The following is a 22702-nucleotide window of genomic DNA, read 5'->3' on the forward strand; positions in this document are numbered from 1 at the left end:
GATCCGCTAACCATGACGCAGATGTAACCCCGCCGGACAAGAAATTTGCTACAATTGCGGGTGCAAATCGCCGGCCGAGATGAGACTGAGCCTGAAGCGCCTGTTTGGGAGATCGATGACCGGGGATTCAAACCTGGCCGAAACGCCCTCTCCGCCTTCGCCGCGATCCGCGGCGCGGAAGACGGCGCTCGTGTCTCTGGCGCTGGTGCTCGCCATCGTCGGCGCGCTGGCCGGCGGCTATTATTTCGCGATGCGACCGGTGACGCTGAAGATTGCGGTCGGTCCCGCCAACAGCGACGACGTCAAGGTGGTGCAGGCGCTCACGCAGGCCTTCGCGCAGAGCAAGGGCTTCGTGCGGCTGCGCCCGATCCAGACCGACGGCGCCACCGCCAGCGCGGAGCAACTCGCCGAAGGCAAGGCCGATCTTGCGATCGTGCGCGGCGATCTCGATGTCCCCAAGAACGCGCAAGCGGTCGCCACGCTGCGCAAGAACGTCGCGGTGCTCTGGTCAGTGCCCGGCAAGGGCAAGAAGAAGGGCGCGAAGATCACCAAGATCGCCCAGCTCGCCGGCCATCGCATCGGCGTGATCGGCCGCACCCAGGCCAATGTCAGCCTGCTCAAGGTGATCCTGCAGCAATATGGCGTCGATCCCACCAAGGTCGAGATCGTGCAATTCCCGGCGAGCGAAGCCGCCGAAGCGATCAAGAGCCAGAAGGCCGACGTCTATCTCGCGGCCGGCCCGGTCAACAGCAAGATCACGGCGGATGCGATCGCGGCCTCCGCCAAGGATGGCGGCTCGCCGACCTTCATCGCGATCGATTCGGCTGACGCGATCGCGCAGAACCATCCGGTCTATGAGGCCTCGGAAATTCCTGCCGGCACTTACGGCGGGTCTCCCGATCGTCCCGATGACGAGGTCAAGACCATCAGCTTCTCGCACCACATCGTGGCGCGCAAAGGCCTGTCGGAGACCACGGTCGCAGCCTTCACCCGGCAGCTCTTCGCCGTGCGCCAGCAATTGCTGACCGAATTCCCGCAAACCGCGAAGATCGAAACGCCCGATACCGACAAGGACGCGGTGATCCCCGTGCATCCGGGCGCCGCGGCCTTCGTCGATGGCGAGGAGAAGACCTTCCTCGACAAATACAGCGATTACATCTGGTGGAGCCTGATGGCGCTCTCGGCCACCGGCTCGATCGGCGCCTGGTTCGCCGGCTATCTGAAGAAGGACGAGCGCGACAACAACAGCCATTTGCGCGAGCGCCTGCTCGACATGCTCGCCGCGGCCCGCAAGAGCGAGACCACCGAGGACCTCGACCAGATGCAGGCCGAAGCCGACGACATCCTGCGCGACACGCTGCGCTGCTACGATCACGGGGCGATCGAGGAAGGCGCGCTGACGGCCTTCAACATTGCGCTCGACCAATTCCACGCGGCGGTTGCCGACCGCAAGGCCGTGTTGATCGCCTTGCCGCAGAACCTGCAGCGCACCGGCGCGCAATTCCGGGCCGCCGGCAACGCATAAACGCGCGCGCTTGTAATCGCCGCGTCACATTCTCTCAATATAGCTCCCGCTGTCATTCCGGGATGGTCCGAAGGACCAGACCTCAGGTGCGCAATTGCGCACCGGGGAATCTCGAGCTTCGGGCTTCGCGCTTCGCGCGCTCCGGAATGACGGCGCAAGACAATGAGCCAGCGAGCCCATGAAGATCAAATTCTCCCGCCGTCGTTTCCTCACCACCAGCGCCGGTGCACTCGGCGCCATCGCGATGCCGCATCTGTCGCGCGCCGCCGACCGCCCTGCGGTGACCCATGGCGTACAGTCCGGCGACATCACCGTCGATGGCGGCGTGGTCTGGGCGCGCACCGACCGGCCGGCGCAAATGCTGGTGGATGTGGCGACGACTGATACCTTCAAGGACGCCCGCGCGCTGCCGCCCATCGCGGCGCTGCCCGAGAGCGACTTCACCGCGAAGATGCTGGTGGACAATCTCCCTGCCGGACAGGACATCTTCTACCGCGTCCGCTTCCGCGATCTCTCCCACACCGCGATCGAAGGCGAGCCGGTAGTCGGCCGCTTCCGCACCGCGCCGGCCGACCGCCGCGACGTCAGCTTCGTCTGGGGCGGCGACGTCGCAGGCCAGGGCTGGGGCATTAATCCCGATGACGGCGGCATGTTCACCTTCTCGGCGATGCGCAAGCACCGCCCGGACTTCTTCCTGCATTCCGGCGACACCATCTACGCCGACGGCGTGATCCCCTCCGAGGTCAAGCTTGCCGACGGCAAGGTCTGGAAGAACGTCACGATCCCCGAAAAAGCCAAGGTCGCGGAGACGCTGGACGAGTACCGCGCCGCGCACAAATACAATTTCACCGACGACAATGTCCGTGCCTTCAATGCCGAGGTGCCGATCTTCGTGCAGTGGGACGATCACGAGGTGACCAACAACTGGTCCCTCTCGAAGGACCTGCCCTCGACCTACAAGGTGCGCGACATCTCGCTGCTCGCCGCGCGCGCGGGCCGCGCCTTCCACGAGATGTATCCGATGCGCGAGAGCATCAATGAGCCGGGCCGGGTCTATCGCAAGATCTCCTACGGCCCGCATCTCGACGTGTTCATCCTCGACGAGCGCAGCTATCGCGGCCCGAACGGCGCCAATCTCGAGGCGGATTACGGCCCGGCCAGCTATTTCCTCGGCCCCGAGCAGATGGCCTGGCTGAAGCGCGAACTGCTCAATTCCCGTGCGACCTGGAAGGTGATCGCCTCCGACATGCCGCTCAGCCTGATCGTCTACGACGACGCCACCAACAAGAAGGGCTCGGAAGCATTCGCCCAAGGCGATGGCCCGGCGCGCGGCCGCGAGCTCGAGATCGCCGACATCCTTCGCTTCATCAAGATGGCGCCAATCAAGAATACGGTGTGGCTGACGGCGGACGTGCACTACGCCGCCGCGCATTATTACGATCCGAACAAGGCGCAATTCCAGGATTTCGAGCCGTTCTGGGAATTCGTCTCCGGTCCGCTGCATGCCGGCACGTTCGGTCCGAACGAGCTCGACAATACGTTTGGTCCGGAGGTGCGCTTCGTCAAGGCACCGGGCGACGACAAGCAGAACCTGCCGCCGTCCGCGGGCATGCAGTTCTTCGGCCACGTCAAGATCGATGGCGCGTCCGGCCAGATGACCGTGACCTTGCGCGACCGCGCCGATGTCGCGCTGTGGTCGACCACGCTCGATCCGAAATTCGCCTGAGCCGACTTAGCCGCCGCGCGTCTGCAACGCTGCCTCCAGCGCATCGCTGGAGCACGGCTTTTGCAGCCGCGGGCGCGCGGCAAACTGCGCGGGAATGCTGGTCTCCGCGCCGTAGCCGGTGACGAAGACGTAGGGAATTTTCAGCGCCGCGAGCCGCTCGGCGATGGCGAAGCTTGTTTCGCGGATCAGAGAGACGTCGAGCAGCGCAAAATCGGGCGCGCGCCTCGCGATCGCATCCAAGGCCTGCGCGACCGTGCCCACGGTACGGACGCTTCTCACGCCAAAACCGAGCAGGCGATCCTCGAAATCGATGGCGATGATCGGATCGTCCTCGACGATCAGCACATCAGCGGGAATGTCGGCCGCACCGTCCGGGGAAGCAGGTATCATGATCGTGTCTATTGAGGGCTGCATGGTATTACCGTTCAGGACAGCCTCAGGCCGATGCCTGCGCCCAGCGCATCGGAGGGTTCCCGGAACGAAACTCACCACAGAACAGTTTTCACGTCTGTTCACATGTGCACACAGGCCGTGGGCGGAACTCGCTACTGTGAGGAGGAGGACGGGAGTTCACGATGGATGCGCGTATCAGCAAGGCAAGCGAGGTCGAGAGCCGCCCCGCCAACAATCTTCTGCGGCGGCTGAGCCCGGCCGATTATGCGCTGATCGCTTCCTATGTCACCGTTGACGAGGCCGGCGCGAACCATCTGCTCTACAGCCCCGGCGACGATGTCCAGGTCGTGCACTTTCCCTGCGGGCCGTCGCTCGCGACGTTCCTGGTCCCGAACGAAGACGGGCGCGACGTCGAGACCATTCTGGTCGGCCGCGAAGGCGCCGTCGGCGGCATCGTCAGCGAAGGATTTCTGCCGGCCTATACCCGCATCTGCGTCAAGTTCGGCGGGCCATTTGCGCACATTCACGTCGGCAAACTGGAGGCGGCCAAGGCGCGCTCGCCGTCACTGCGCAATATCTTCGCCCGGTACGCCGACTGCATGCTGGCGCAGATTTTCCAGTCGACCGCCTGCAACGCGATCCACTCGATCGAGCAGCGCACGGCCAAATGGATCATCGCGGCGATGGAGCGGACCGGCGACGAAAGCAGCGTGCCACTGACGCATGAGCAGCTCGCCACCTTGCTCGGGGTCGGGCGCAGCTATGCCAGCCGCGTGCTGCAATCGTTCAAGGCCGAAGGCGTGCTCGACACCAGGCGCGGCTCGATCCTGGTCCGCAATCATGACGGCCTGCGCCTGCGCGCCTGCCTGTGCAACGACGCCGTGAAGCTGCATTTCGAGGAGGTGCTGCGGGGGGTCTATCCGAGCGAGGAGGCGAACAGCAGTCCGGCGCAGGGCTGACGTCCGGGCACCCGCCGCGGCCGGTTCAGGGCCCAAACCGTCCTTAAGACCCGGGAATTCCCGGGCAAAATTCAATCAACCAATCCCGAAAGAACGCATTGTTTTTTGGCGGTTTTTGCTTATATTGCGCCGCAAACGTATGGAGTGCCCGGTCGATCTGGCCGGGCTTCCTTTTTGGGTGTAATAGGCCCCGTTTTCCACGTTTCAGCGTTGTCCGTGAAGAGGTCCCGGCTTGACCGGCGAGATCGCGCTTAACCCATTGTCCGACCGCAAAGAAGCTCACTCATGAACCTCCGTAACGTCGCCATCATCGCCCACGTCGACCATGGCAAGACGACCCTCGTCGACAAGCTCCTCCAACAGTCCGGTACGTTCCGCGAGAACCAGAAGGTGACGGATCGCGCGATGGACTCCAACGATCTGGAGCGTGAGCGCGGCATCACCATTCTGGCCAAGGCGGCCTCGGTGCAGTGGAAGGACACCCGCATCAACATCGTCGACACGCCCGGCCACGCCGATTTCGGCGGCGAGGTCGAGCGCATCCTGAACATGGTGGATGGCGCCCTGGTGCTGGTCGACGCGGCCGAAGGTCCGTTGCCGCAGACCAAATTCGTGGTCTCCAAGGCGCTCAAGGTCGGCCTCAAGCCGATCGTCGTCATCAACAAGGTCGACCGCCCGGACGCGCGTCCGACCGAAGTCATCAACGAGGTGTTCGACCTGTTCGCGGCGCTCGACGCCAGCGAGGAGCAGCTCGATTTCCCGATCCTGTATGGGTCGGCCAAGCAGGGCTGGATGGCCGAGAGCCCCGAGGGTCCGCAGGACAAGGGCATGGAGCCGCTGTTCGACCTGGTGCTGCGCCACGTCGCCCCGCCGAAGGTCGAGGAAGGTCCGTTCCGCATGATCGGCACCATCCTGGAGGCCAACCCCTATCTCGGCCGCATCATCACCGGCCGCATCTCGTCAGGCGTGCTCAAGCCGAACCAGCAGGTCAAGGTGCTGCATGCCGACGGCAAGCTGGTCGAGACCGGGCGCATCACCAAGATCCTGGCGTTCCGCGGCCTCGAGCGCACGCCGCTCGACGAAGCCGAAGCCGGCGACATCGTCGCGATTGCGGGCCTCACCAAAGGCACTGTCGCCGACACCTTCTGCGATCCGACCGTCGAGGTGCCGCTGCCCGCGCAGCCGATCGATCCGCCGACCGTGTCGATGTCGTTCATCGTCAACAACTCCCCGCTCGCCGGCACCGAAGGCGACAAGGTGACGAGCCGCATGATCCGCGACCGTCTGCTGCGCGAAGCCGAAGGCAACGTCGCATTGCGCGTGGTCGAGGCCGCCGACAAGGATGCGATGGAAGTGTCCGGCCGCGGCGAATTGCAGCTCGCGATCCTGATCGAGACCATGCGTCGCGAGGGCTTCGAGCTCTCGGTGTCGCGCCCGCGCGTCGTCTACCAGAAGGACGAAGCGACCGGCGCCACCATGGAGCCGATCGAGGAGGTCGTGATCGACGTCGACGAGGAGCATTCCGGCGTCGTCGTGCAGAAGATGAGCGAGCGCAAGTCCGAGTTGATCGAGATGAAGCCCTCGGGCGGCAACCGCCAGCGGCTGGTGTTCTACTCGCCGACCCGCGGCCTGATCGGCTACCAGGGCGAACTGCTGACCGATACCCGCGGCACCGCGATCATGAACCGCCTGTTCCACGGCTATGCCCCCTACAAGGGCGAGATCCAGGGCCGCCGCAATGGCGTGCTGATCTCCAACGACCAGGGCGAAGCGGTGGCATACGCCATGTTCAAGCTGGAAGACCGCGGCCCGATGATGATCGAGCCGGGCTGGAAGGTCTACAAGGGCATGATCGTCGGCGAGCACACCCGCGACAACGATCTCGAGATCAACGTGCTCAAGGGCAAGCAGCTCACCAACATCCGCACGACCTCGAAGGACGAAGCCGTGCGCCTGACCCCGCCGATCCGCATGACGCTGGAAAAGGCGCTCGCCTATATCGAGGACGACGAGCTCGTCGAGGTCACCCCGAAGTCGATCCGCCTGCGCAAGAAGCACCTCGACCCGAACGAGCGCAAGCGCGCCGAAAAGGCCAAGGAAGCGGTGGCGTAAAAGCCGGGTCATCACCGTCATTCCCCGCGCAGGCGGGGAATCCAGTACGCCGCGGCCTCTCTGTACTTCACAACCGTCTCTGCAATACTGGATCACCCGCTTTCGCGGGTGATGACATCTCGTTTTGTGGTGGCGCCTCAGCGAACGTGCTAGAGCCCACCCATGTCCTTGCCTTCCTCCGTTGACGTCGCAATCATCGGCGCCGGTGCAGCCGGCCTCGGCGCGGCACATGCGCTGGAAGGCTCCGGGCTGTCCGTGATCGTACTGGAGGCGCGCAACCGCCTCGGCGGCCGCGCCTGGACCGTGCAGGCCTCGCCTGAGGTCACCTTCGACGTCGGCTGCGGCTGGCTTCATTCAGCGGACAGGAACTCCTTCGTCGCGATCGCGCGAAAACTCGGCTTCGAGCTCAACAAGGACCTGCCGCCCTGGCGCGAGCGCGCCTATGGCAATGCGTTTCCGCAGGAGCTCCGCGACGATTTCATGCGCGCGATGGACGCGTTCTACGAGCGACTGTGGCAGTCCGCGCAAAAGGGCAAGGACGAGCCCGCGAGCCGCAGCCTCGAACCCGGCAATCGCTGGAATCCGATGATCGACGCGATCTCGACCTACATCAACGGCTGCGAACTCGAGGACATGTCGACGCTCGACTGGGACGCCTATGAGGACAGCGAGCTCAACTGGCGCGTCCGCCGCGGCTATGGCGCGCTGATCGCCGCCTATGGCGCGCCCGGCCCGGTCGCGCTGAACTGCAATGTCGCGCTGATCGACCATTCCGGCAAGCACGTCCGCCTTGAGACATCCCTGGGCAGGCTCACCGCCGACAAGGTGATCGTCACCGTGCCGACCAACCTCATCGCCGAGGAAGCGATCCGCTTCTCGCCGCCGATTCCCGCCAAGGTCGATGCCGCCGCCGGCCTGCCGCTCGGCCTCGACGACAAGGTGACACTCGCGCTCGACGGCGCCGAGGCCTTCCCGAAAGAAGGCAATCTACGCGGCGCCACCATGCGCACCGGAATGGGCACCTATCACATCCGCCCGTTCGGCCAACCCTGCATCGAAGGTTTTTTCGGCGGCAGCTTTGCTCGCCAGCTCGAAGATGCAGGCGAAGGCGCCATCGCCGCGCACAGCATCGACGAGATCGCAGGCTTCCTCGGCAACGAGATCCGCAGCAAGCTGAAGCCGCTATATGAGTCGCGCTGGGGCCATGACCCGTTTGCGCGAGGGTCCTACTCGCACGCGCTGCCGGGACGTGCGGGGGACCGCGCGGTGCTGGCTGCGCCGGTCGATGGGCGATTGTTCTTTGCGGGTGAAGCGACGTCGCCGAATTTCTTCACGACGGCCCATGGGGCGCGGGACAGCGGAGAACGGGCGGCGGAGGAAGTGCTGGCGATTGTCGGCAAGCCATGACCACCCACTCCGTCATTGCGAGCGCAGCGAAGCAATCCCAGACTGGCAGGCGGTAACAGCCTGGATTGCTTCGTCGCTTCGCTCCTCGCAAGAACAGGAAGGCACCACTACTCGATCACACGCGCGCGCAAATCGGCATCCGGCACGAAGCACGCATCATACTTGCCGAAGATGCGATAGCGGTTGCGCGCGATGAGGCCGTAGACGGGGTCGCGCAGCGGCTTCGGCACGGCCAACAGAGCGCGCGCCCAACCCCAGCCGGGAAGCAGCGACAGCACCGTCAGCGCTGCATCGGACTTCATGAACGCCTCGCCGTCATGGACGACGGCATTGGTGTCGGGGTCATCGGGGTCGATGCCGAACGTGCGCGCGAGCCTCGCCCCATAATCCGACTGGATCGGCGTGAAGCGAAACTGCTTCGCCGTGTCGCGCTGTGCGACGAAGCGCACCCAGCGCGAGCAGAAGATGCAGACGCCGTCGAACAGGATGACGTCGTCATCAGGCCATTTTGGCATCAGATCCTCTTTTTGGCGCGTATTCTTCACGCGAAACGGTATCCACTTGGCTCGAAAGCGCTATCGATTATCCAGCATCAGAAGCGCCATCAGCATCAGCACGATCGCCGGTCCTGTCTTCACCAGCGCGCCGAGCGGCTCGATCCAGAGATCCGGCGTCAGGATCGCCGCGCCGCACATATAGCCGAGTGAGGCGACGATGCCCGCAATCAGGCCGATTGCAGCGGTGCGGCGGAAGGCGATCAGCACGCCGATGCTCATGTCGATCAGGCTGGCACTTGTCGTGATGGGATCGACCAGCGGCGCCGGAAAGCCGTGCGTAGCCAGGATGCCGGTGGCGGCACGGTAGGACACGAACAGCGCGATGACGCCGGAGACGAGCCAGAACGCGACCAGGCTCGCGAAGATCAATGCCTTGACCAGGAACAGCCGCGCGAACCATTTGTCCTGAATGGTGGCGGGATGGCGCCCGATCGTTTCTGCGAGCGTCTTCGGCGTGATGCCTGACGCGGCGATCCACGCCGAGGGATCACCGGTGACACCGCGGCGCAACTCGGCGATCGCCGTAGAGCGCATCGGCGGCATCCAGCCGAGAGTGTTTGCGAGATCGCCGATCCCGGCACCGAGATCGAGCATGAGAGCCGGCATCGCGATGCGCGGCCAACCGGCTGTGCCGAACGCGTGGCGAAACTGCTTGACGACGCCGGCCATGGTGATCGGCTCGGATTGCATCAGATCCCAGCTGACCGCTTTCATGGACGCATCGTCGATGTCGCGCGCGGCGAGCCAGGCGATGGTCGCCGAAATATCCTCGACCGCGACAGGCTGGAATGGTGTCGCCATCTCCTTGTCCGGCAAGTCGAACGGGAAGGCGGCGAGCGCGCGCAGCATGGCGCTGCCGCCATAGGCTGACGGTGCGACGACGAAGCCGGGCCGCAGGATCGCGTGAGCAAAGCCCGAAGCCGCGATCAGCCGCTCGGCCTCGCGCTTGGTGGTGGCGAACGCGCTGCGATCGGTTTCGGCTGTTCCGGGAATCGAGATGTGCACCAGCCTGATCGCGCGGCCGCTCACGGCGATGGCTTGAAGCAGCCGTGCGACAAAATCGCGATGAACGGCGCTGGTGTCGCTCCCGGGACCATCCTGGAGCACCCCGAGGCAGTTCACGACGAGATCAACCGCATGCTCCTTCAGCAAGGCGGTCAGGGCGGCCGCGTCGAGCGACAGGATCGGCAACTCGATATCGAGCGCGCTCATTCTCTGTGCCGGTGACAGGCTGCGTGCGAGACCAACCACGCGAAGGCCGCGCTCGCGCAAATCGTCAATGACATAGCGGCCGATCAGACCCGAGGCGCCGAGCACCAAGATGGTTCGAGAGCTCATGACATCTTTCAAGACGGTTTTGCGATCATGAGCCAGAGGATCGCCATCGTCGCGCCGAAGCCGGGGAAGCCGAACGCGAACCAGCGACGGAACAGGACGGAGTAGCGCGCGGGCAGCGCGGTGCGCTGATCTGCGGCCTTGCGCGCGAGATCGCGCATCTCGATCTGCATGAAGACGACGGGAATCCAAAACAGGCCCGCGATCGCGTAAAGCGCGAGTGAGACGACGATCCAGCGTTCCGCGATCGACGTGGATGAGAGCATCATCAGCAACCCGCCCGTGACCGGCTGCAGGATCACCGCCGACAGCGTGAAGATCGCATCCGCAATCACGACCAGCGACGCCGTGCGGGCGATGAAGTCCGGGTTATCAGTGCGATGGGCCATCAGCATGAAGAAGGCGATACCGGTCCCGGTGCCGAGGATGACGATGGCGCCGAGCACGTGCAGATATTTGACCAGGAAATACAGCGTCATGGCGTTCTGGTCGCCACAGGCCTTGGCAGGTTCAGCGCACGCGTCAGTTGGCTGCTTGCAGCCTCGACGCCCGCCTCGGTCTCGATCATCCAATGCCCCTCGCTGCCGGCGGCCGGCAGCATATGAAAATCGTCCTTGCCGCCGCCGCTGCGAAATGCATCCGCCAGGGCCTTCGAAAAGGCTGGCGCAAAATAGCTGTCATTGGCTGCAACCAGCGAGGTGACGGGAATGCGCGCCGACTTGCCGAACTCGGCAGCGGCGGCGAGAAGCGTATGCGGCGCGCAGACCTTGTTCGGCTCGTCATTGGCGTGACCACCGCGCCCGGGCGCAAACACCGCGATCGCCGAGATCGCTTTCGGATCGGCATTCGCAAGCGCCAGTGCACCCCATCCACCGGCGGAATGGCCGAGCACGATAGCGGCGTCCTTGCGAATGAAATCCTGCTTTTGCAGATAATCCAGCGCGAGCGAAATTTCCTCTGCGGTGGCGCGGCCCGCGCGCGCGTAGTCCGCCTCGTCGCAGCCGCCCTGGTCCTCGACATATCGGCCACCGGTCGCACCATGGCCGAGGCGCTCCGGCACCAGCACGGCAAAGCCGCGCGCGACGAGAAACGCTGCGAGCGCGCGGTATTCCGGCTGCGGCATTTGCGCACGACGCAGCACGTTCTGCGTCGAGGCATGAGCGATCACCGCGAGCCGGAACGGACCACGACCAAGGGGGCGAAACAGCAGCGCACGCGCAGCGATGTCGGCTTCCGGTGACGGCACGCGCCATTCCTGGCGACGAAGCGGCTCGCCCTCTGCCCCCGATGCGCCGAACGCGACCTGAGCGCGCAGAGGCGGCGCCGTCAGCAAGGCCAGCACAAGCAGAGGGGTAAGAGACTTGAAGAACCGCATGAATTGCCGAGAGCGAACACCGATGACGCGGGCCAGATTAATCCGAACGAATCACTCCGGGCGGAATTTCTGCATTGCAATCATGCTTCATTGGTTGCGGCCGCGGAGTTTTGCACCGGCACATGGCGACCCGGCGCTGTTCGAAAAGACGTCTTGTCTTTTTTCGGTACAGCATGGTCAAAATACTGATGCAGAAAGTCCACAGGTTAACCGATAATTAACGATAGGACTTGCCGCCGGCGCGGCGACTTGGTTTGATCCCCTCCATGAGCACAACCCTGATCGAGGTCCGGCCGGCGAAAGCTGCCGATGCAGCTGCGGTGGCGTCCACCCATGACGAAGCCTGGCGTTCCGCCTATCAGGGCATCATTCCCGGCGCCGAGCTGGAGAAGCTGATCAATCGTCGCGGTCCACAGTGGTGGGACAGCGCGATCCGCAAGGGCAGCCGCGTCAGCGTGCTCGTGTTCGGCGACAAGATCGCAGGCTACGCCAATTACGGCCGCAACCGCGCCCGCAGCCTGCACTTCGACGGCGAGATCTACGAGCTCTACCTGCGCCCCGAGTTTCAGGGCCTCGGTTTCGGCCGCCGCCTGTTCACGGCGGCCCGCCGCGACCTCATGCAGAGCAATCTGAAGAGCATGGTCGTGTGGGCGCTCTCGGACAATGATCCGGCGACCGAGTTCTACCGGGCGCTTGGCGGTCGCATGGTGGCGCGCTCCTCGGAGCGGTTCGGGCCGAAGGCGCTCGACAAGGTCGCCTTCGCCTGGACCAACTAAGATTTCTCCTGAGCCGCTGAAACCTTAACCGGCAGCGGGGCCCATCCGTCGATACCATCAGCCTTCTGCGCCGATGATCGCCGGATTCATTATTTCATGAAAACACGATGGATCAGCGGGCCAAGCCCGCGTATGACAGCGCCGAAAATCGCTGCCGGGCGAGATTTAACGTCGGCAATAACGGAGCCTTTCCAATGCGTATCGATGCGGTCTCAATCGGAAAAAACGTTCCTGAGGACGTCAACGTCATCATCGAAGTCCCCGTGGGTGGCGAACCGATCAAGTATGAGATGGACAAGGAGGCCGGCACGCTGGTGGTCGACCGCTTCCTCTATACGCCGATGCGTTACCCCGGTAATTACGGCTTCATCCCGCACACGCTGTCGGACGACGGCGATCCCTGCGACGTGCTGATCGTCAACACCCGCGCCATCATCCCCGGCGCCGTCATGAGCGTGCGCCCGGTCGGCGTGCTGTTCATGGAAGACGAAGCGGGCGGCGACGAGAAGATTCTGGCGGTGCCGTCGTCGAAGCTGACGCAGCGCTACGACAAGGTGAAGTCGTATTCCGACCTCCCCGACATCACGCTGCAGCAGATCCAGCACTTCTTCGAGCACTACAAGGATCTCGAGAAGGGCAAATGGGTGAAGATCACGCGCTGGGGTGGCCCCGAGGAAGCGCAGAAGCTGATCCTCGAAGGCATCGAGCGCGAGAAGAAAAAGAAGAAGGTGTGAGGTTGATGCCCCTGATGCAGCGCAGCGGAAACGCTGCGCTGCTGAGCCGGGGCCCAATACAGCGCGGCCAGGGGTGCCGGCTCAGCGTCGTTTCATTTCGTGCCGCGCCGCGTCCGGGACACCAGCGCGGCGCTACACCGCGGGCTTCGGCAGACCGGCGATCGCACACGCCGCGCGCAGCGTGTTCACGAGCAGGCAGGCGACCGTCATCTGGCCGACGCCTCCAGGCACCGGCGTGACCGCACCGGCAACGCCGAGTGCTTCCTGATAGGCGACATCGCCGACGAGACGGGTCTTGCCGTCCTCCTTCGGGATGCGATTGATGCCGATGTCGATCACGGTCGCGCCCGGCTTCAGCCAGTCGCCGCGCACCATCTCCGGCCTGCCGACAGCGGCGTAGATGAGGTCGGCCTGCCTCACGATCCCCGGCAGGTCGCGCGAGCGCGAATGGGCGATCGTCACCGTGGCGTTCTCGTTCAGCAGCAATTGCACCAGCGGACGGCCGACCAGGTTGGAGCGGCCGATGACGACGGCGTTCATGCCTTCGAGCGAGGGGTGCACGTTCTTGGTCAGGATGATGCAGCCCAGCGGCGTGCATGGGGACAGCGCCTGGAAGCCGCCGGCGAGCCGGCCGGCATTGTTCGGATGCAGGCCGTCGACGTCCTTGGCAGGATCGATGGCATTGATCACGGCCTCGGTATTCAGCCCCTTGGGCAGCGGCAGTTGCACGAGAATGCCGTGCACCGCAGGATCGCGGTTGAGCTTGGCAACGAGCGCCAGCAGATCGGCCTGCGAGACATCCGCGGGCAGCTTGTGCTCGAACGACGCCATGCCGGCCGCCTGGGTCTGCGTATGCTTGGAGCGGACATAGACCTCGCTGGCGGGATCTTGGCCGACCAGGACCACGGCGAGGCCAGGCACCAGATTGTGCTCGCGCTTGACGCGGGCGACCTCGTCGGCGACGCGGGCACGAAGGTCCGCCGCGATGACTTTTCCGTCGATGATCCTGGCCGTCATGTCAGTTCCCCTCGTCTGTCGATTTGACCGGCGCGAGCTTGCGCAATGCTTCGGTAAGTCCGGCCGGATCACCCGCGACGGCGACCTGCTTCAGCCGCGACGTCGTCCCGGACAGGAGACTGACGCTGGCCTTGGGCACGCCGAGCGATTTCGCCAGCAGCGCCAGCACCGCGCGATTGGCCTCGCCGGCATCGGCAATGGCACGCACGCGCACCTTTAGCACGCTGCGACCGTCGGACAGCCGCTCGATCCCGTCGATGCTGTCACGTCCGCCGCGCGGCGTCACCCGCAGCGCGATGCTGATGCCCGCGGAGGAGACTCGCCAAGGTCCGCTCAAGGCTCGGCCACGGTTCCGGGCCTACGGCACGTTCGGATAGACGTACTCGGCGAGGTAGAGCTGGATCAACCACAGCACGAAGAAGGCGACGATCGGAGACATGTCGAGCCCGCCCATGCTGGGCAGCCTGCGCCTGATGGGTCCGAGGACCGGCTCGGTGATCCGATAGAGAAACTCCGCGATCGCCCCGACAAACTGGTTGCGGGTATTCACGACGTTGAACGCGATCAACCAGGACAGGATTGCAGATGCGATCAGCAGATAGATGTAGAGATTGATGATCTGGATCAGAATGAAGACTATCGGGCGCATCAGCGAAACACTCTCTGGGCCTGTGTCGTGGCGGTGATCACCGCTAGATACCGGTTCCCCCCGGCCCAAACAAGGGAAGTCGGTGTCCGGGTGGGTAAAACCCCCTTACACCCGTCCTTGACTTGACCTTGGCGGGGACTTAAATGGCGCCCGGTTGTCGGCCGCGTTTACCAGAGCGGCCAGCAAAGGGGCCATAGCTCAGCTGGGAGAGCGCGTCGTTCGCAATGACGAGGTCGGCGGTTCGATCCCGCCTGGCTCCACCACGCTTCGCCCTTCGGGCTAAGCGTGGCGCAGCCGCGAGAAGCCCGAAGGGTGAAGCATGGTGTCCGGCGAAGCCCGTAGGGCGTAGACGGACTGTTGCCCCCTACCTCCCCGTAAACCTTGGCGGCCGCTTCTCCATGAAGCTTGCGACGCCCTCCCGGAAATCGCTGCCGTTCAGCGCCACCATCATCTCCCTGTTGGCCTCGATCGTCGCCTCCGCCAGCGTCTGGAACGGCACCTCGTAGAGCTGCCGCTTGATCACGGCCATCGCGCTCGGCGAGACGAAATCAGCGAGGTCGCGGGCGTAGGCATAGGTCTCCTCGCGCAGCTTGTCGGGCGAGCAGAGCCGGTTCACCAGCCCGATCCGCAACGCCTCGTCGCTCGAAACACGACGCGCCGAGAGCAGCAGGTCCATCGCATTGGCATGACCGACGATGCGCGGCAGCATCCAGCTCATGCCGTGTTCGGCGATAAGGCCGCGCCGTGCAAAGGCTGTGGTGAACACGGTGTTGTCGGCGGCAAAGCGCAGGTCGCAATACAGCGCATGCACGAGGCCGATGCCGGCAGTGGCGCCGTTGAGCATTGCGATGACGGGTTTTCCGATCGACGGATAGAAACCGTAGCGCGTCTGCCAGTCCGGACGGCGATTCATGTCGAAGGGTGGCAGGTTGGAGGCGCGCCCGACGTCGTTTGGATCAAGCCCTTTCAGCGCGTCCATGTCGGCGCCGGCGCAAAAGGCGCGACCTGCGCCTGTCAGCACGATGACGCGGACATTGTCATCGGCGCTCGAGGCTTCCATGGCATGGCGCACGTCGCGTTCCATGACAGGCGTCCACGCGTTCATCCGATCAGGCCGATTGAGCGTGATGGTCGCGATCTTGTCCCTCACCTCATAGAGAATATGCTCATAGGCCATGACGCTCTCCCTTTGCTGCCGGCACGCGTTCGCGCGCGCTCGTTGGCCGCGAGCCTAGCACAGTCAGGGATGGAGCAGGCACCTGAGCAAAGGCGCGGGTTACTCGGCGGCTTGCGCCAGCACCGGCCGGCGCGCCAACCAGCTGTCGATGAAATGATCGAGCCAGGCACGTTCCGCGGCGTCATGGACCGCACGGTCCGCGAAATGATGATGCCGTTCGCGCGCGCCGGGCGCGCTGAGCCCGTCATAGCCGCGCGTGGTCCAGCGATGCATCATGGCGTAGGTCACATCAGGATGAAACTGCACGCCGAAGGCATTGCCTGATCGAAACGCCTGGTTGGGAAAGTCATCGCCTTCCGCCAGCAGTTCGGCGCCTTCAGGCAGCTCAAAGCCTTCGCGATGCCAGTGATAGACCTGCGCGGGCCAATCCGGGCAGAGCGCGTGTCCCGCCGTCGTCGGACGGATCGGGTAGTAACCGATCTGGGTCAGCGCCTGCGGATGCGGCGCGACGCGGGCCCCGAGCTGCATCGCCAGCATCTGCGCGCCCAGGCAGATGCCGAGGAACGGCCGCTGCTCGCGGAGCGGAATTTCGATCCAGTCGATCTCGCGGCGGACGTACTCATCGGGATCATTTGCGCTCATCGGGCCGCCGAAGACGACGGCACCGGCGTGCTGGTCGAGCGTGTCGGGCAGGGCGTCTCCAAAGCGCGGCCTGCGGATGTCGAGGCGATGGCCGAGCGCGCGGAGCGCATTGCCGACGCGGCCTGGTGTCGAGGATTCCTGGTGCAGGATGATCAGAACCGGCAGCCGGCGTTCGGAGGCGGCCGCGCTCGGCGTCCTTCCGGAGAAGGGCACCACATCTGCGCCACCAAACCTGTTCGTGCGGAACGACATGGCCTTTGCGAGTGCGAGCGGTTCAAGCCATCAGCATAGCTAAGCGGTGGTTAACATCGTGTGAGTTTGCACACACACCGCAGGACCAAAGCAAACTCCGGGCCATTCCCGGGATTTGGCGATCTTCAGTGCCGCTGCCTCTGGAATCTGCTGGTGGCCGAGAGGATGAAGCCGCGCGGGAAGAAGCGCAGCGCGAATGGCACGATCTTGATGCCGAGACCCGGCAGCACTGCCCGCTTGTTCGCCATCAGGCCACGATAGGCATCGCGTGCAACCGCGGCTGCCGACACATTGAGCAGGGCCGTATCATGCCCGGAGCCGACGCCGGCGCGCGCCTGGAATTCGGTCGGCACCGGACCCGGGCAAAGCACGGTGACGCGGACGCCGCGCGGCGCGAGCTCCGCCCGCAAAGCCTCAGTGAGCGAAATCACATAGGCCTTGGACGCGTAGTACACGGCCATCCCGGGACCCGGCAGGAAGCCCGCGACGGAGCCTACATTGAGAAGGCCGCCCCTGTTCCTGATCAGTTGATCGGCAAAGCGCAGCGACAGATCGGTCAGTGCACGCACGTTGACATCGACAATGCCGACCTGTTCGTCGCGGTCCCGCTCGACGGCGTCGCCGAACACGCCGAAGCCGGCATTGTTGACGAGATGATCGAGTTCGACGTCCTCGGCAGCGAGCGCGGCTGCGATCCGTTCGCCGGCATCGGCTTGCTGGAGATCGCAGGCGATCACGATGGGCTTTTTGCCGCACGTAGAGGCGAGTTCGTTCGCCAGCGCCTCGAGCCGGTCGGCACGTCGCGCCGTCAGCGCAAGCCGGTGCCCGTTTGCGGCAAACACACGCGCCAGCTCCGTACCGATGCCCGCCGAAGCGCCGGTGATCAACGTTACCCGCTCAGTCACGATCGCTGTCTCTTGAATTGAAGATTTTTGGCCCCGTAATGGGGGAACTGGAGCATAAGCCATGCGCGACAAGCAAGCGGCGCCGGCAGCATGGCCGCCAGAGCGGAGTAACGGGGAAAGTGAGAAAAACCGCGGATTTAGCAGGGAATCCGGCGCCGGGAGATTTCGACGGCTACATTAAAGTTTCGTCATGTCGTCGATACAATCGGCAATCGGCGCGTTGCCGATCGCTCAGCCGCCGAGAGCGCTATCCTTGATCTGACCGCCGGCGCGGTTCGCGACCGCGTGCTTGAGATCGATCCGGTCACGCTGGGAAATCCCGAGCAGGTCGGAGGCGCGCCAGACCACGTTGTCCTCGAACTCGGTCACCTGGCCGTCGGCATAGACCAGCTCCCACATCATCTCGACGATCCGCTTGCGGCCCTCTTCGTCGAGCGAGCGCATGATGACGCTGGTAAAGTGATAGAGATCGACCGCCTCGCCCTCGACCTCCGTCGCGTCCGCGATCAGCCGGTCGGCCGTGCCACGATCGAGCTTGAAATGGCTTTCGATGAGGCCGTGCAGCTTGCGCTGCTCGGCCTGCGTCGGCTGGCCGTCCAGCGAGACCACATGGATCAGAAGCGCGGTCGCCGCCAGCCGGTAATCGCTGTCTCCAAAGGCACGGTCCTGGGCATGGGGAGCAACAATGTCCTCGATGAATTGGCGCAGGCCGTCAAGCATGAGATCCTACCGAAATCGATGGCGCCGCGAGGAGCGCGGCGGCTACCAGCCCTATATGAGCGAGGAACTCAAGCGGCGCAACAAGCGCCAGTCCCGCGCGCTGCATTACGTTTCGGCAATCTGCTCTCGTCCCGGCCTGGTGCGCAGTTGCGCACGGGCCCTCACGGTATCTCGTACACCACCATCTTGTCGGCGATGCCGCGGAGCGCCGCCTGCTTCTGGATCGGCTTGATCTCACGCCGATGAAGGATCTCGGCAACCGCCGGCGCATCCAGCACCGGACCGGTGATGTGGATCTCCTGCGCGGTCGATAGGCTCTGCACGCGCGCCGCGATGTTGACGGTCTGGCCGAAATAATCCTGCCGCTCGTTGAGCATCACCGCCAGGCAGGGTCCCTCGTGGATACCGATCTTGACGATGAGGTCATCAGTGCCGCGCTGCTTGTTGAGCTTGTCCATCGCGGCGCGCATGCGCAAACCCGCAACGATTGCATGCTCGGGACGCACAAAGGTCGCCATCACGGCATCGCCGATCGTCTTCACCACCGCACCCTTTTCCGACGAGATGATCTCGAGCAGCGCGTGGAAATGCGCCCGCACGAGATCGAAGGCGGCGAGGTCGCCAACGCGCTCGTAGAGCGCCGTCGAGCCCTTGAGATCGGTGAACAGGAAGGTCAGCGAGGTGATCTGCAGCCGCTGGTCGAGGCTGAGATTGTCTGCCTTGAACACATCGCGAAACGTCTGGTTCGACAGCATGCGCTTTGCGGTAAGGAACGGCTTGCGCTGGCCGATCAGGTGATGGAGCGCATCGGCCGCAATGAAGACCGACGGCAGCACGCGGACGCCGGCCTGGTTCTCCAGCGACAGCCGCAGCGGCCCCGGCCGCATCGTCGTCGTCCCCGTCGGCGCCTGCACCTTGTTGTACATGATCGCGAGTTGCTGACGGTCCTTGGTCGGCTCGCCCTGAACGTCGATGAAATGAGCGGCGTGTGTCACCGGCTCGAAGATGATGATGAAGTCGCTCGGCAGTTGCAGCGACATGGTCGCCTTCTCGCCGGCTTGCAGCTCCATCGTATCGAGCATCACCTCGTTGGCCAGTGTCGCAAAGGATTCCTTATTGAAGTCGACACCCGAACTCCAGAACACCTGCTTGAAATACTCCCACACGGGAAGGGTGTCGGGGTCGTGCGCGGCAATGCGGCGCACGCGTGGATTCACGGTGAAGGAGACCTCGACCTGATCGTCGACGGAAGCCTTGTAGCCGCAGGCGCAGAGCGCGCAGTGATAATCGTCCGGCTTCAGCGCCTTCAACGTCGTATGGGCGCCAAGTACGCCGCCACAGCCGGGACACAGCACATTCCAGCCGAGATCGAACAATCCCAGCCGCGCCGAATGCAGGAAGGCGGAGATCGCGCGCTCTTCGTCGACGTCATGCTGCCTGGCGAAATCGAGGACATTGACCCGGTTCAGCTCGTGATCGTCGCCGTCTTCGATGAGACGCGCGATCGCATCGACAACCTTCGCGTCGGCGGTCTGCTTCAGAACGGAAAACTGGGCCTGGATATCGCTCATGGCGTAACTCTATCTGGGGTGGAACATTTCAACCGCGAGAGCCTGTCACCGACGCGTGATACGGAACATGGGTGAGTGGTCCGGCTGGGTCGTGACCACGCCATAGGGAATGACCGGCGTCGCGTCCGCCAGCTCGACGCGGAACGTGCCGATCAACCGCGCCAGCGCCAGCACGGACTCGGCCTGCGCGAACGGCGCGCCGATGCAGACGCGCGGGCCCGCACCGAACGGCAGATAGGCGAAGCGGTCCGGCTGCTCTTTCGTCATGAAGCGCTTGGGAATGAAGGCGTTCGGCTGATCCCACAGCCTCTCGTGCCGGTGCAACAGCCAGGGCGCGATCATGATGATATCGCCCTTGCTGACCTCAGCGCCGGCCACATTGTCCTTGCCGCGCGCGGCCCGGGCGATCAGGAAGGCCGGCGGATAGAGCCGCATGGTTTCATCGACCGTGGCGCGGGTAAATTTCTGCCGGTCGATATCAGCCATGCTGTCGAGATGCTCGCCGCGTGTCTCGGAGGCAACTTCCTCCTGCGTGTCAGGATCGAGCGCAAGCAGATAGAGCGCCCAGAACAGGGCGGTCGCGGTCGTTTCATGACCCGCCAGGATCATGGTCGCGACCTCGTCGACGAGTTGCTCGTCCGAAAATCCCTTGCCCGTTTCAGGATCGCGCGACTCGTCCATCAGATCGAACAGATCGCGCGGCGGCGCTCCGTCCTTCTTGCCCGCCGCGCGCCGTTCGGCGATCAGCATCGCGACGAACTCGGTCCAGCGCGTGCGGAAGCGGGCGCGCGCCCGATCCATCGGCGTCGGCCAGGAGACCGGCAGTACCATGTCGAGGAAATAGGCGCGCCCGAGCCGCTCGCCATATTCCATCACGAAATTGCGCAGGGTCGGGCCGTGCCGGTCCATGCCGAACGAGAACATCGTGCGGCCGGCGATCTCCAGCGTCATGCGCTGCATGACCTCGCGCAGATCGACCGGCTCGTTCGTGCGCGCATCCAGCTTCCCGATCGTTTCGTCGAGCACGGCCGTCATGTGCGGAACGAGGTTGGCGGTCGCACGCGGCGTGAAGGCGGGCGCGAGCGTGCGGCGCTGATGCGCCCAGCCGTGGCCCTCGGCAAGCAGGAGGCCTTGGCCGAGCACGGGACGCAGCATGCGGATGCCCGCCGGTGTCCGCGCATAGTTTTCGTAATTGCTCATCAGAACATGCCGGATCGCGTCCGGCTGGTTCAGGATGAAGCTCTTGTGCAGCAAGAAGCGACCCTGGATGATCTCTTCCTCGTAGGCGCGCTGCCCCCAGGTCGCGATCATGTTCTGCCTGATCACCGCGACGCGGCCGAAGAACGACAAATTGTCCGGCGCGCGCGGCGGTGTCGGGGGAATGATGGGCCGACGCACACTGGCGATGGTCATGGCTCGCTCCCGCAGATGTCGTCGCCGTAAAGGCTTGCGCAGGCAGATAGCTAGTAAGTCAGCTCGGCAATCGCAATCCTGTTCTCCGAGGCAGGCCAGGCGCGCGCGACAATTCGTTCTTCGTTGAACTGGGCCACAACGTTACGCCCGACCTCGCTCGCCGGAAGGCGCAGGGTCGCTGTCGCATCCGTGGGCACGCCCGGATGGACGTCGGCGGGCTCATGGCCGTCGAACAGAACGATATCGCGCGGCAGGCCGAAATAGCCGCGCGGGCGCGACATGATCACGACGGCGCCGGCATCCTTGTCCGCCGGAAGGAACGAGCGCGCGGCGCGCAGATGCACGACGTCGGAGGAGCGCGGGAAGGGCGAGCGATAGAAATGCGTGATCGGGGCGCCGGGCGAGGTGAGCACGATCTCGAGCGGCGAGGTGGGATCGACCTCGGCCGGCCCCCAGCGGCCCTCGGCGCCCGTCGTGATGCGGTACGCCGCATCGCCCCTGCGTTCCGCGCTCTCGCCGTCGACATGATAGATCTCCACCACCGCGCCGGCCACCGGACGATTGGTCGGCACGCTATCCACCATGCCCGTGACCAATCCGCCGAGGCGAACGGTCCGCTCCGGCGTGATCGCGATGCGCGTAGGCTCACGGCCGGCGATGAACTTGTAGATCTCACGGAACGCCCGCGGGTGATACGCGGTTTCGCGATGGTCGATGGTGCCGAGCACGAGATTGGTCGCGCCTTTCAGCTCCGGCCCCTCGGCGGTGACGTTGGTCGGCACGCCGGGCTTGCCCATGAAGCGGCCGTCGGGCTGCGCATATTTGTCCATGCCGTCGCTGCGCAGCGTGAGGAAAGGGACGCCCGGCGTCACCTCGCTGTCGCCCGCATTCAAGCCGCGCAGGAAGGCGCCGCGCCCGTTGAATTCGCTGCCGAGGAGATCGTCGAGCGCAAACACGCCGTGATTGGGCGTGCCGCACAGGATTGCGTGGCTGACATCGCCGGCGCCGCCGTTCTTGATGACGTTGCGGATGGAATTGCCGCCGCGCGAATTACCGACCAGCGCCACGCGCGCCGCTCCGGTGCGGCGCTTCAACTCCGCGATGGCGGCAGCAAGCTCGCGGCGCTGATCCTCGGTCGAGGAACGGTTGGCCTGCTCGACGGTGTCGTCAGCGCGCGCCGTGGGATTGATGAAATTGATCGCCATCATACGGTCATGTGCGATGCCGTTGGATTCCATCCGCCACAGCGTCGTCATCCAGAGCGCGTCGTAATCGCCATTGCCGTGGACGAACAGGATCGGCGGCGTCTCGGCGCCCTGGTTCGCCGCCCTCGTTTGCGCCAGCGCCTCCGTCCGGATGCTCGCAACCGCGAAAGGCAAACTCCCCACACCTTGCAGGATTGTCCGTCGTGACAGCTTCATGTGTTCCTCCCCGCCAAAACCATGTCTTTGCACCGC

At 64.5% G+C, this 22702-nt stretch carries 22 protein-coding genes and 1 tRNA gene; 8 read left to right on the forward strand and 15 right to left on the reverse strand.

What is annotated here, in order from left to right; translation table 11 throughout:
- Nucleotides 1–79: 79 nt before the first annotated feature.
- Both ACVIIW_RS08690 and ACVIIW_RS08695 read left to right on the forward strand, forming a co-directional pair.
- A complete protein-coding gene (locus ACVIIW_RS08690) occupies nucleotides 80–1525 on the forward strand; it encodes a TAXI family TRAP transporter solute-binding subunit (protein ID WP_456700360.1) in 1446 nt (481 codons plus the stop codon).
- A gap of 178 nt (nucleotides 1526–1703) precedes the next feature.
- Nucleotides 1704–3251, forward strand: coding sequence for an alkaline phosphatase D family protein (locus ACVIIW_RS08695; protein WP_456700361.1), 1548 nt, complete (start codon nucleotides 1704–1706; stop codon nucleotides 3249–3251).
- Between the two features lie 6 nt (nucleotides 3252–3257).
- Here the strand turns inward: ACVIIW_RS08695 and ACVIIW_RS08700 are convergent, their stop codons facing one another.
- Nucleotides 3258–3641, reverse strand: coding sequence for a response regulator (locus ACVIIW_RS08700; protein ID WP_456700362.1), 384 nt, complete (start codon nucleotides 3639–3641; stop codon nucleotides 3258–3260).
- A 185-nt stretch (nucleotides 3642–3826) separates the two neighbouring features.
- On the opposite strand from ACVIIW_RS08700, the gene ACVIIW_RS08705 reads away from it, so the two are divergent.
- The 3 genes from ACVIIW_RS08705 (at nucleotide 3827) to ACVIIW_RS08715 (ending at nucleotide 8122) form a co-directional block, all read left to right on the forward strand.
- Nucleotides 3827–4603: a Crp/Fnr family transcriptional regulator gene (locus tag ACVIIW_RS08705; RefSeq protein ID WP_456700363.1), complete on the forward strand. Its 777-nt coding sequence runs from the start codon at nucleotides 3827–3829 to the stop codon at nucleotides 4601–4603.
- Nucleotides 4604–4888: 285 nt separating this feature from the next.
- Nucleotides 4889–6715, forward strand: a complete 1827-nt coding sequence (typA, locus tag ACVIIW_RS08710) for a translational GTPase TypA (RefSeq protein WP_092232650.1) — start codon at nucleotides 4889–4891, stop codon at nucleotides 6713–6715.
- 162 nt (nucleotides 6716–6877) lie between these two features.
- The gene (locus ACVIIW_RS08715; protein WP_456700364.1) at nucleotides 6878–8122 is read left to right on the forward strand and encodes a flavin monoamine oxidase family protein; all 1245 of its coding nucleotides are present in this window, start codon (nucleotides 6878–6880) and stop codon (nucleotides 8120–8122) included.
- A gap of 107 nt (nucleotides 8123–8229) precedes the next feature.
- Here ACVIIW_RS08715 and ACVIIW_RS08720 read toward each other — a convergent pair whose 3' ends face one another.
- The 4 genes from ACVIIW_RS08720 to ACVIIW_RS08735 are packed head-to-tail and all read right to left on the reverse strand — an operon-like array spanning nucleotide 8230 to nucleotide 11389.
- Entirely contained in the window at nucleotides 8230–8637 is a 408-nt protein-coding gene (locus tag ACVIIW_RS08720) for a thiol-disulfide oxidoreductase DCC family protein (protein WP_456700365.1), read from the reverse strand.
- Between the two features lie 60 nt (nucleotides 8638–8697).
- Nucleotides 8698–10017 (reverse strand): SDR family oxidoreductase, encoded by a 1320-nt coding sequence (locus ACVIIW_RS08725; RefSeq protein WP_456700366.1) that lies wholly within the window; start codon nucleotides 10015–10017, stop codon nucleotides 8698–8700.
- A gap of 8 nt (nucleotides 10018–10025) precedes the next feature.
- Nucleotides 10026–10493 (reverse strand): DUF2269 family protein, encoded by a 468-nt coding sequence (locus ACVIIW_RS08730; protein WP_456700367.1) that lies wholly within the window; start codon nucleotides 10491–10493, stop codon nucleotides 10026–10028.
- Complete coding sequence (locus tag ACVIIW_RS08735; protein WP_456700368.1) at nucleotides 10490–11389, reverse strand: dienelactone hydrolase family protein; 900 nt, start codon at nucleotides 11387–11389, stop codon at nucleotides 10490–10492. The genes ACVIIW_RS08730 and ACVIIW_RS08735 overlap by 4 nt, the downstream gene beginning before the upstream one ends.
- Nucleotides 11390–11655: 266 nt before the next feature.
- On the opposite strand from ACVIIW_RS08735, the gene ACVIIW_RS08740 reads away from it, so the two are divergent.
- Nucleotides 11656–12165 carry an N-acetyltransferase family protein gene (locus ACVIIW_RS08740; protein ID WP_456700369.1) on the forward strand — a complete coding sequence of 170 codons (510 nt, stop codon included), beginning with the start codon at nucleotides 11656–11658 and terminating at the stop codon, nucleotides 12163–12165.
- 194 nt (nucleotides 12166–12359) lie between these two features.
- Nucleotides 12360–12899 carry an inorganic diphosphatase gene (gene ppa / locus ACVIIW_RS08745; RefSeq protein ID WP_456700370.1) on the forward strand — a complete coding sequence of 180 codons (540 nt, stop codon included), beginning with the start codon at nucleotides 12360–12362 and terminating at the stop codon, nucleotides 12897–12899.
- Between the two features lie 132 nt (nucleotides 12900–13031).
- Here ppa and folD read toward each other — a convergent pair whose 3' ends face one another.
- From folD to ACVIIW_RS08760, 3 genes are read right to left on the reverse strand one after another with little or no spacing between them, the layout of a single operon-like run.
- Complete coding sequence (folD, locus tag ACVIIW_RS08750; RefSeq protein WP_456700371.1) at nucleotides 13032–13916, reverse strand: bifunctional methylenetetrahydrofolate dehydrogenase/methenyltetrahydrofolate cyclohydrolase FolD; 885 nt, start codon at nucleotides 13914–13916, stop codon at nucleotides 13032–13034.
- 1 nt (nucleotide 13917) lies between these two features.
- The gene (locus tag ACVIIW_RS08755) at nucleotides 13918–14253 is read right to left on the reverse strand and encodes a DUF167 domain-containing protein (RefSeq protein WP_456700372.1); all 336 of its coding nucleotides are present in this window, start codon (nucleotides 14251–14253) and stop codon (nucleotides 13918–13920) included.
- A 21-nt stretch (nucleotides 14254–14274) separates the two neighbouring features.
- Nucleotides 14275–14565, reverse strand: coding sequence for a YggT family protein (locus ACVIIW_RS08760; protein WP_092232626.1), 291 nt, complete (start codon nucleotides 14563–14565; stop codon nucleotides 14275–14277).
- 187 nt (nucleotides 14566–14752) lie between these two features.
- On the opposite strand from ACVIIW_RS08760, the gene ACVIIW_RS08765 reads away from it, so the two are divergent.
- Nucleotides 14753–14828: transfer RNA gene (locus tag ACVIIW_RS08765), tRNA-Ala, on the forward strand.
- 101 nt (nucleotides 14829–14929) lie between these two features.
- On the opposite strand, the gene ACVIIW_RS08770 is transcribed toward ACVIIW_RS08765, so the two are convergent.
- From ACVIIW_RS08770 to ACVIIW_RS08800, 7 genes are all read right to left on the reverse strand, one after another.
- A complete protein-coding gene (locus ACVIIW_RS08770) occupies nucleotides 14930–15742 on the reverse strand; it encodes an enoyl-CoA hydratase (protein WP_456700373.1) in 813 nt (270 codons plus the stop codon).
- A gap of 99 nt (nucleotides 15743–15841) precedes the next feature.
- Nucleotides 15842–16636 (reverse strand): glutamine amidotransferase, encoded by a 795-nt coding sequence (locus ACVIIW_RS08775; RefSeq protein WP_456700374.1) that lies wholly within the window; start codon nucleotides 16634–16636, stop codon nucleotides 15842–15844.
- A gap of 125 nt (nucleotides 16637–16761) precedes the next feature.
- Entirely contained in the window at nucleotides 16762–17541 is a 780-nt protein-coding gene (locus ACVIIW_RS08780; protein WP_456700375.1) for an SDR family NAD(P)-dependent oxidoreductase, read from the reverse strand.
- 231 nt (nucleotides 17542–17772) lie between these two features.
- A complete protein-coding gene (locus ACVIIW_RS08785; RefSeq protein WP_456700376.1) occupies nucleotides 17773–18261 on the reverse strand; it encodes a tellurite resistance TerB family protein in 489 nt (162 codons plus the stop codon).
- Nucleotides 18262–18422: 161 nt separating this feature from the next.
- Complete coding sequence (locus tag ACVIIW_RS08790; protein ID WP_456700377.1) at nucleotides 18423–19832, reverse strand: DUF5939 domain-containing protein; 1410 nt, start codon at nucleotides 19830–19832, stop codon at nucleotides 18423–18425.
- A gap of 45 nt (nucleotides 19833–19877) precedes the next feature.
- Nucleotides 19878–21245 (reverse strand): cytochrome P450, encoded by a 1368-nt coding sequence (locus ACVIIW_RS08795; protein WP_456700378.1) that lies wholly within the window; start codon nucleotides 21243–21245, stop codon nucleotides 19878–19880.
- A 50-nt stretch (nucleotides 21246–21295) separates the two neighbouring features.
- A complete protein-coding gene (locus ACVIIW_RS08800) occupies nucleotides 21296–22666 on the reverse strand; it encodes a hydrolase (protein ID WP_456700379.1) in 1371 nt (456 codons plus the stop codon).
- Nucleotides 22667–22702 lie beyond the last annotated feature (36 nt).

The sequence above is a fragment of the Bradyrhizobium sp. USDA 4449 genome, assembly GCF_054056275.1.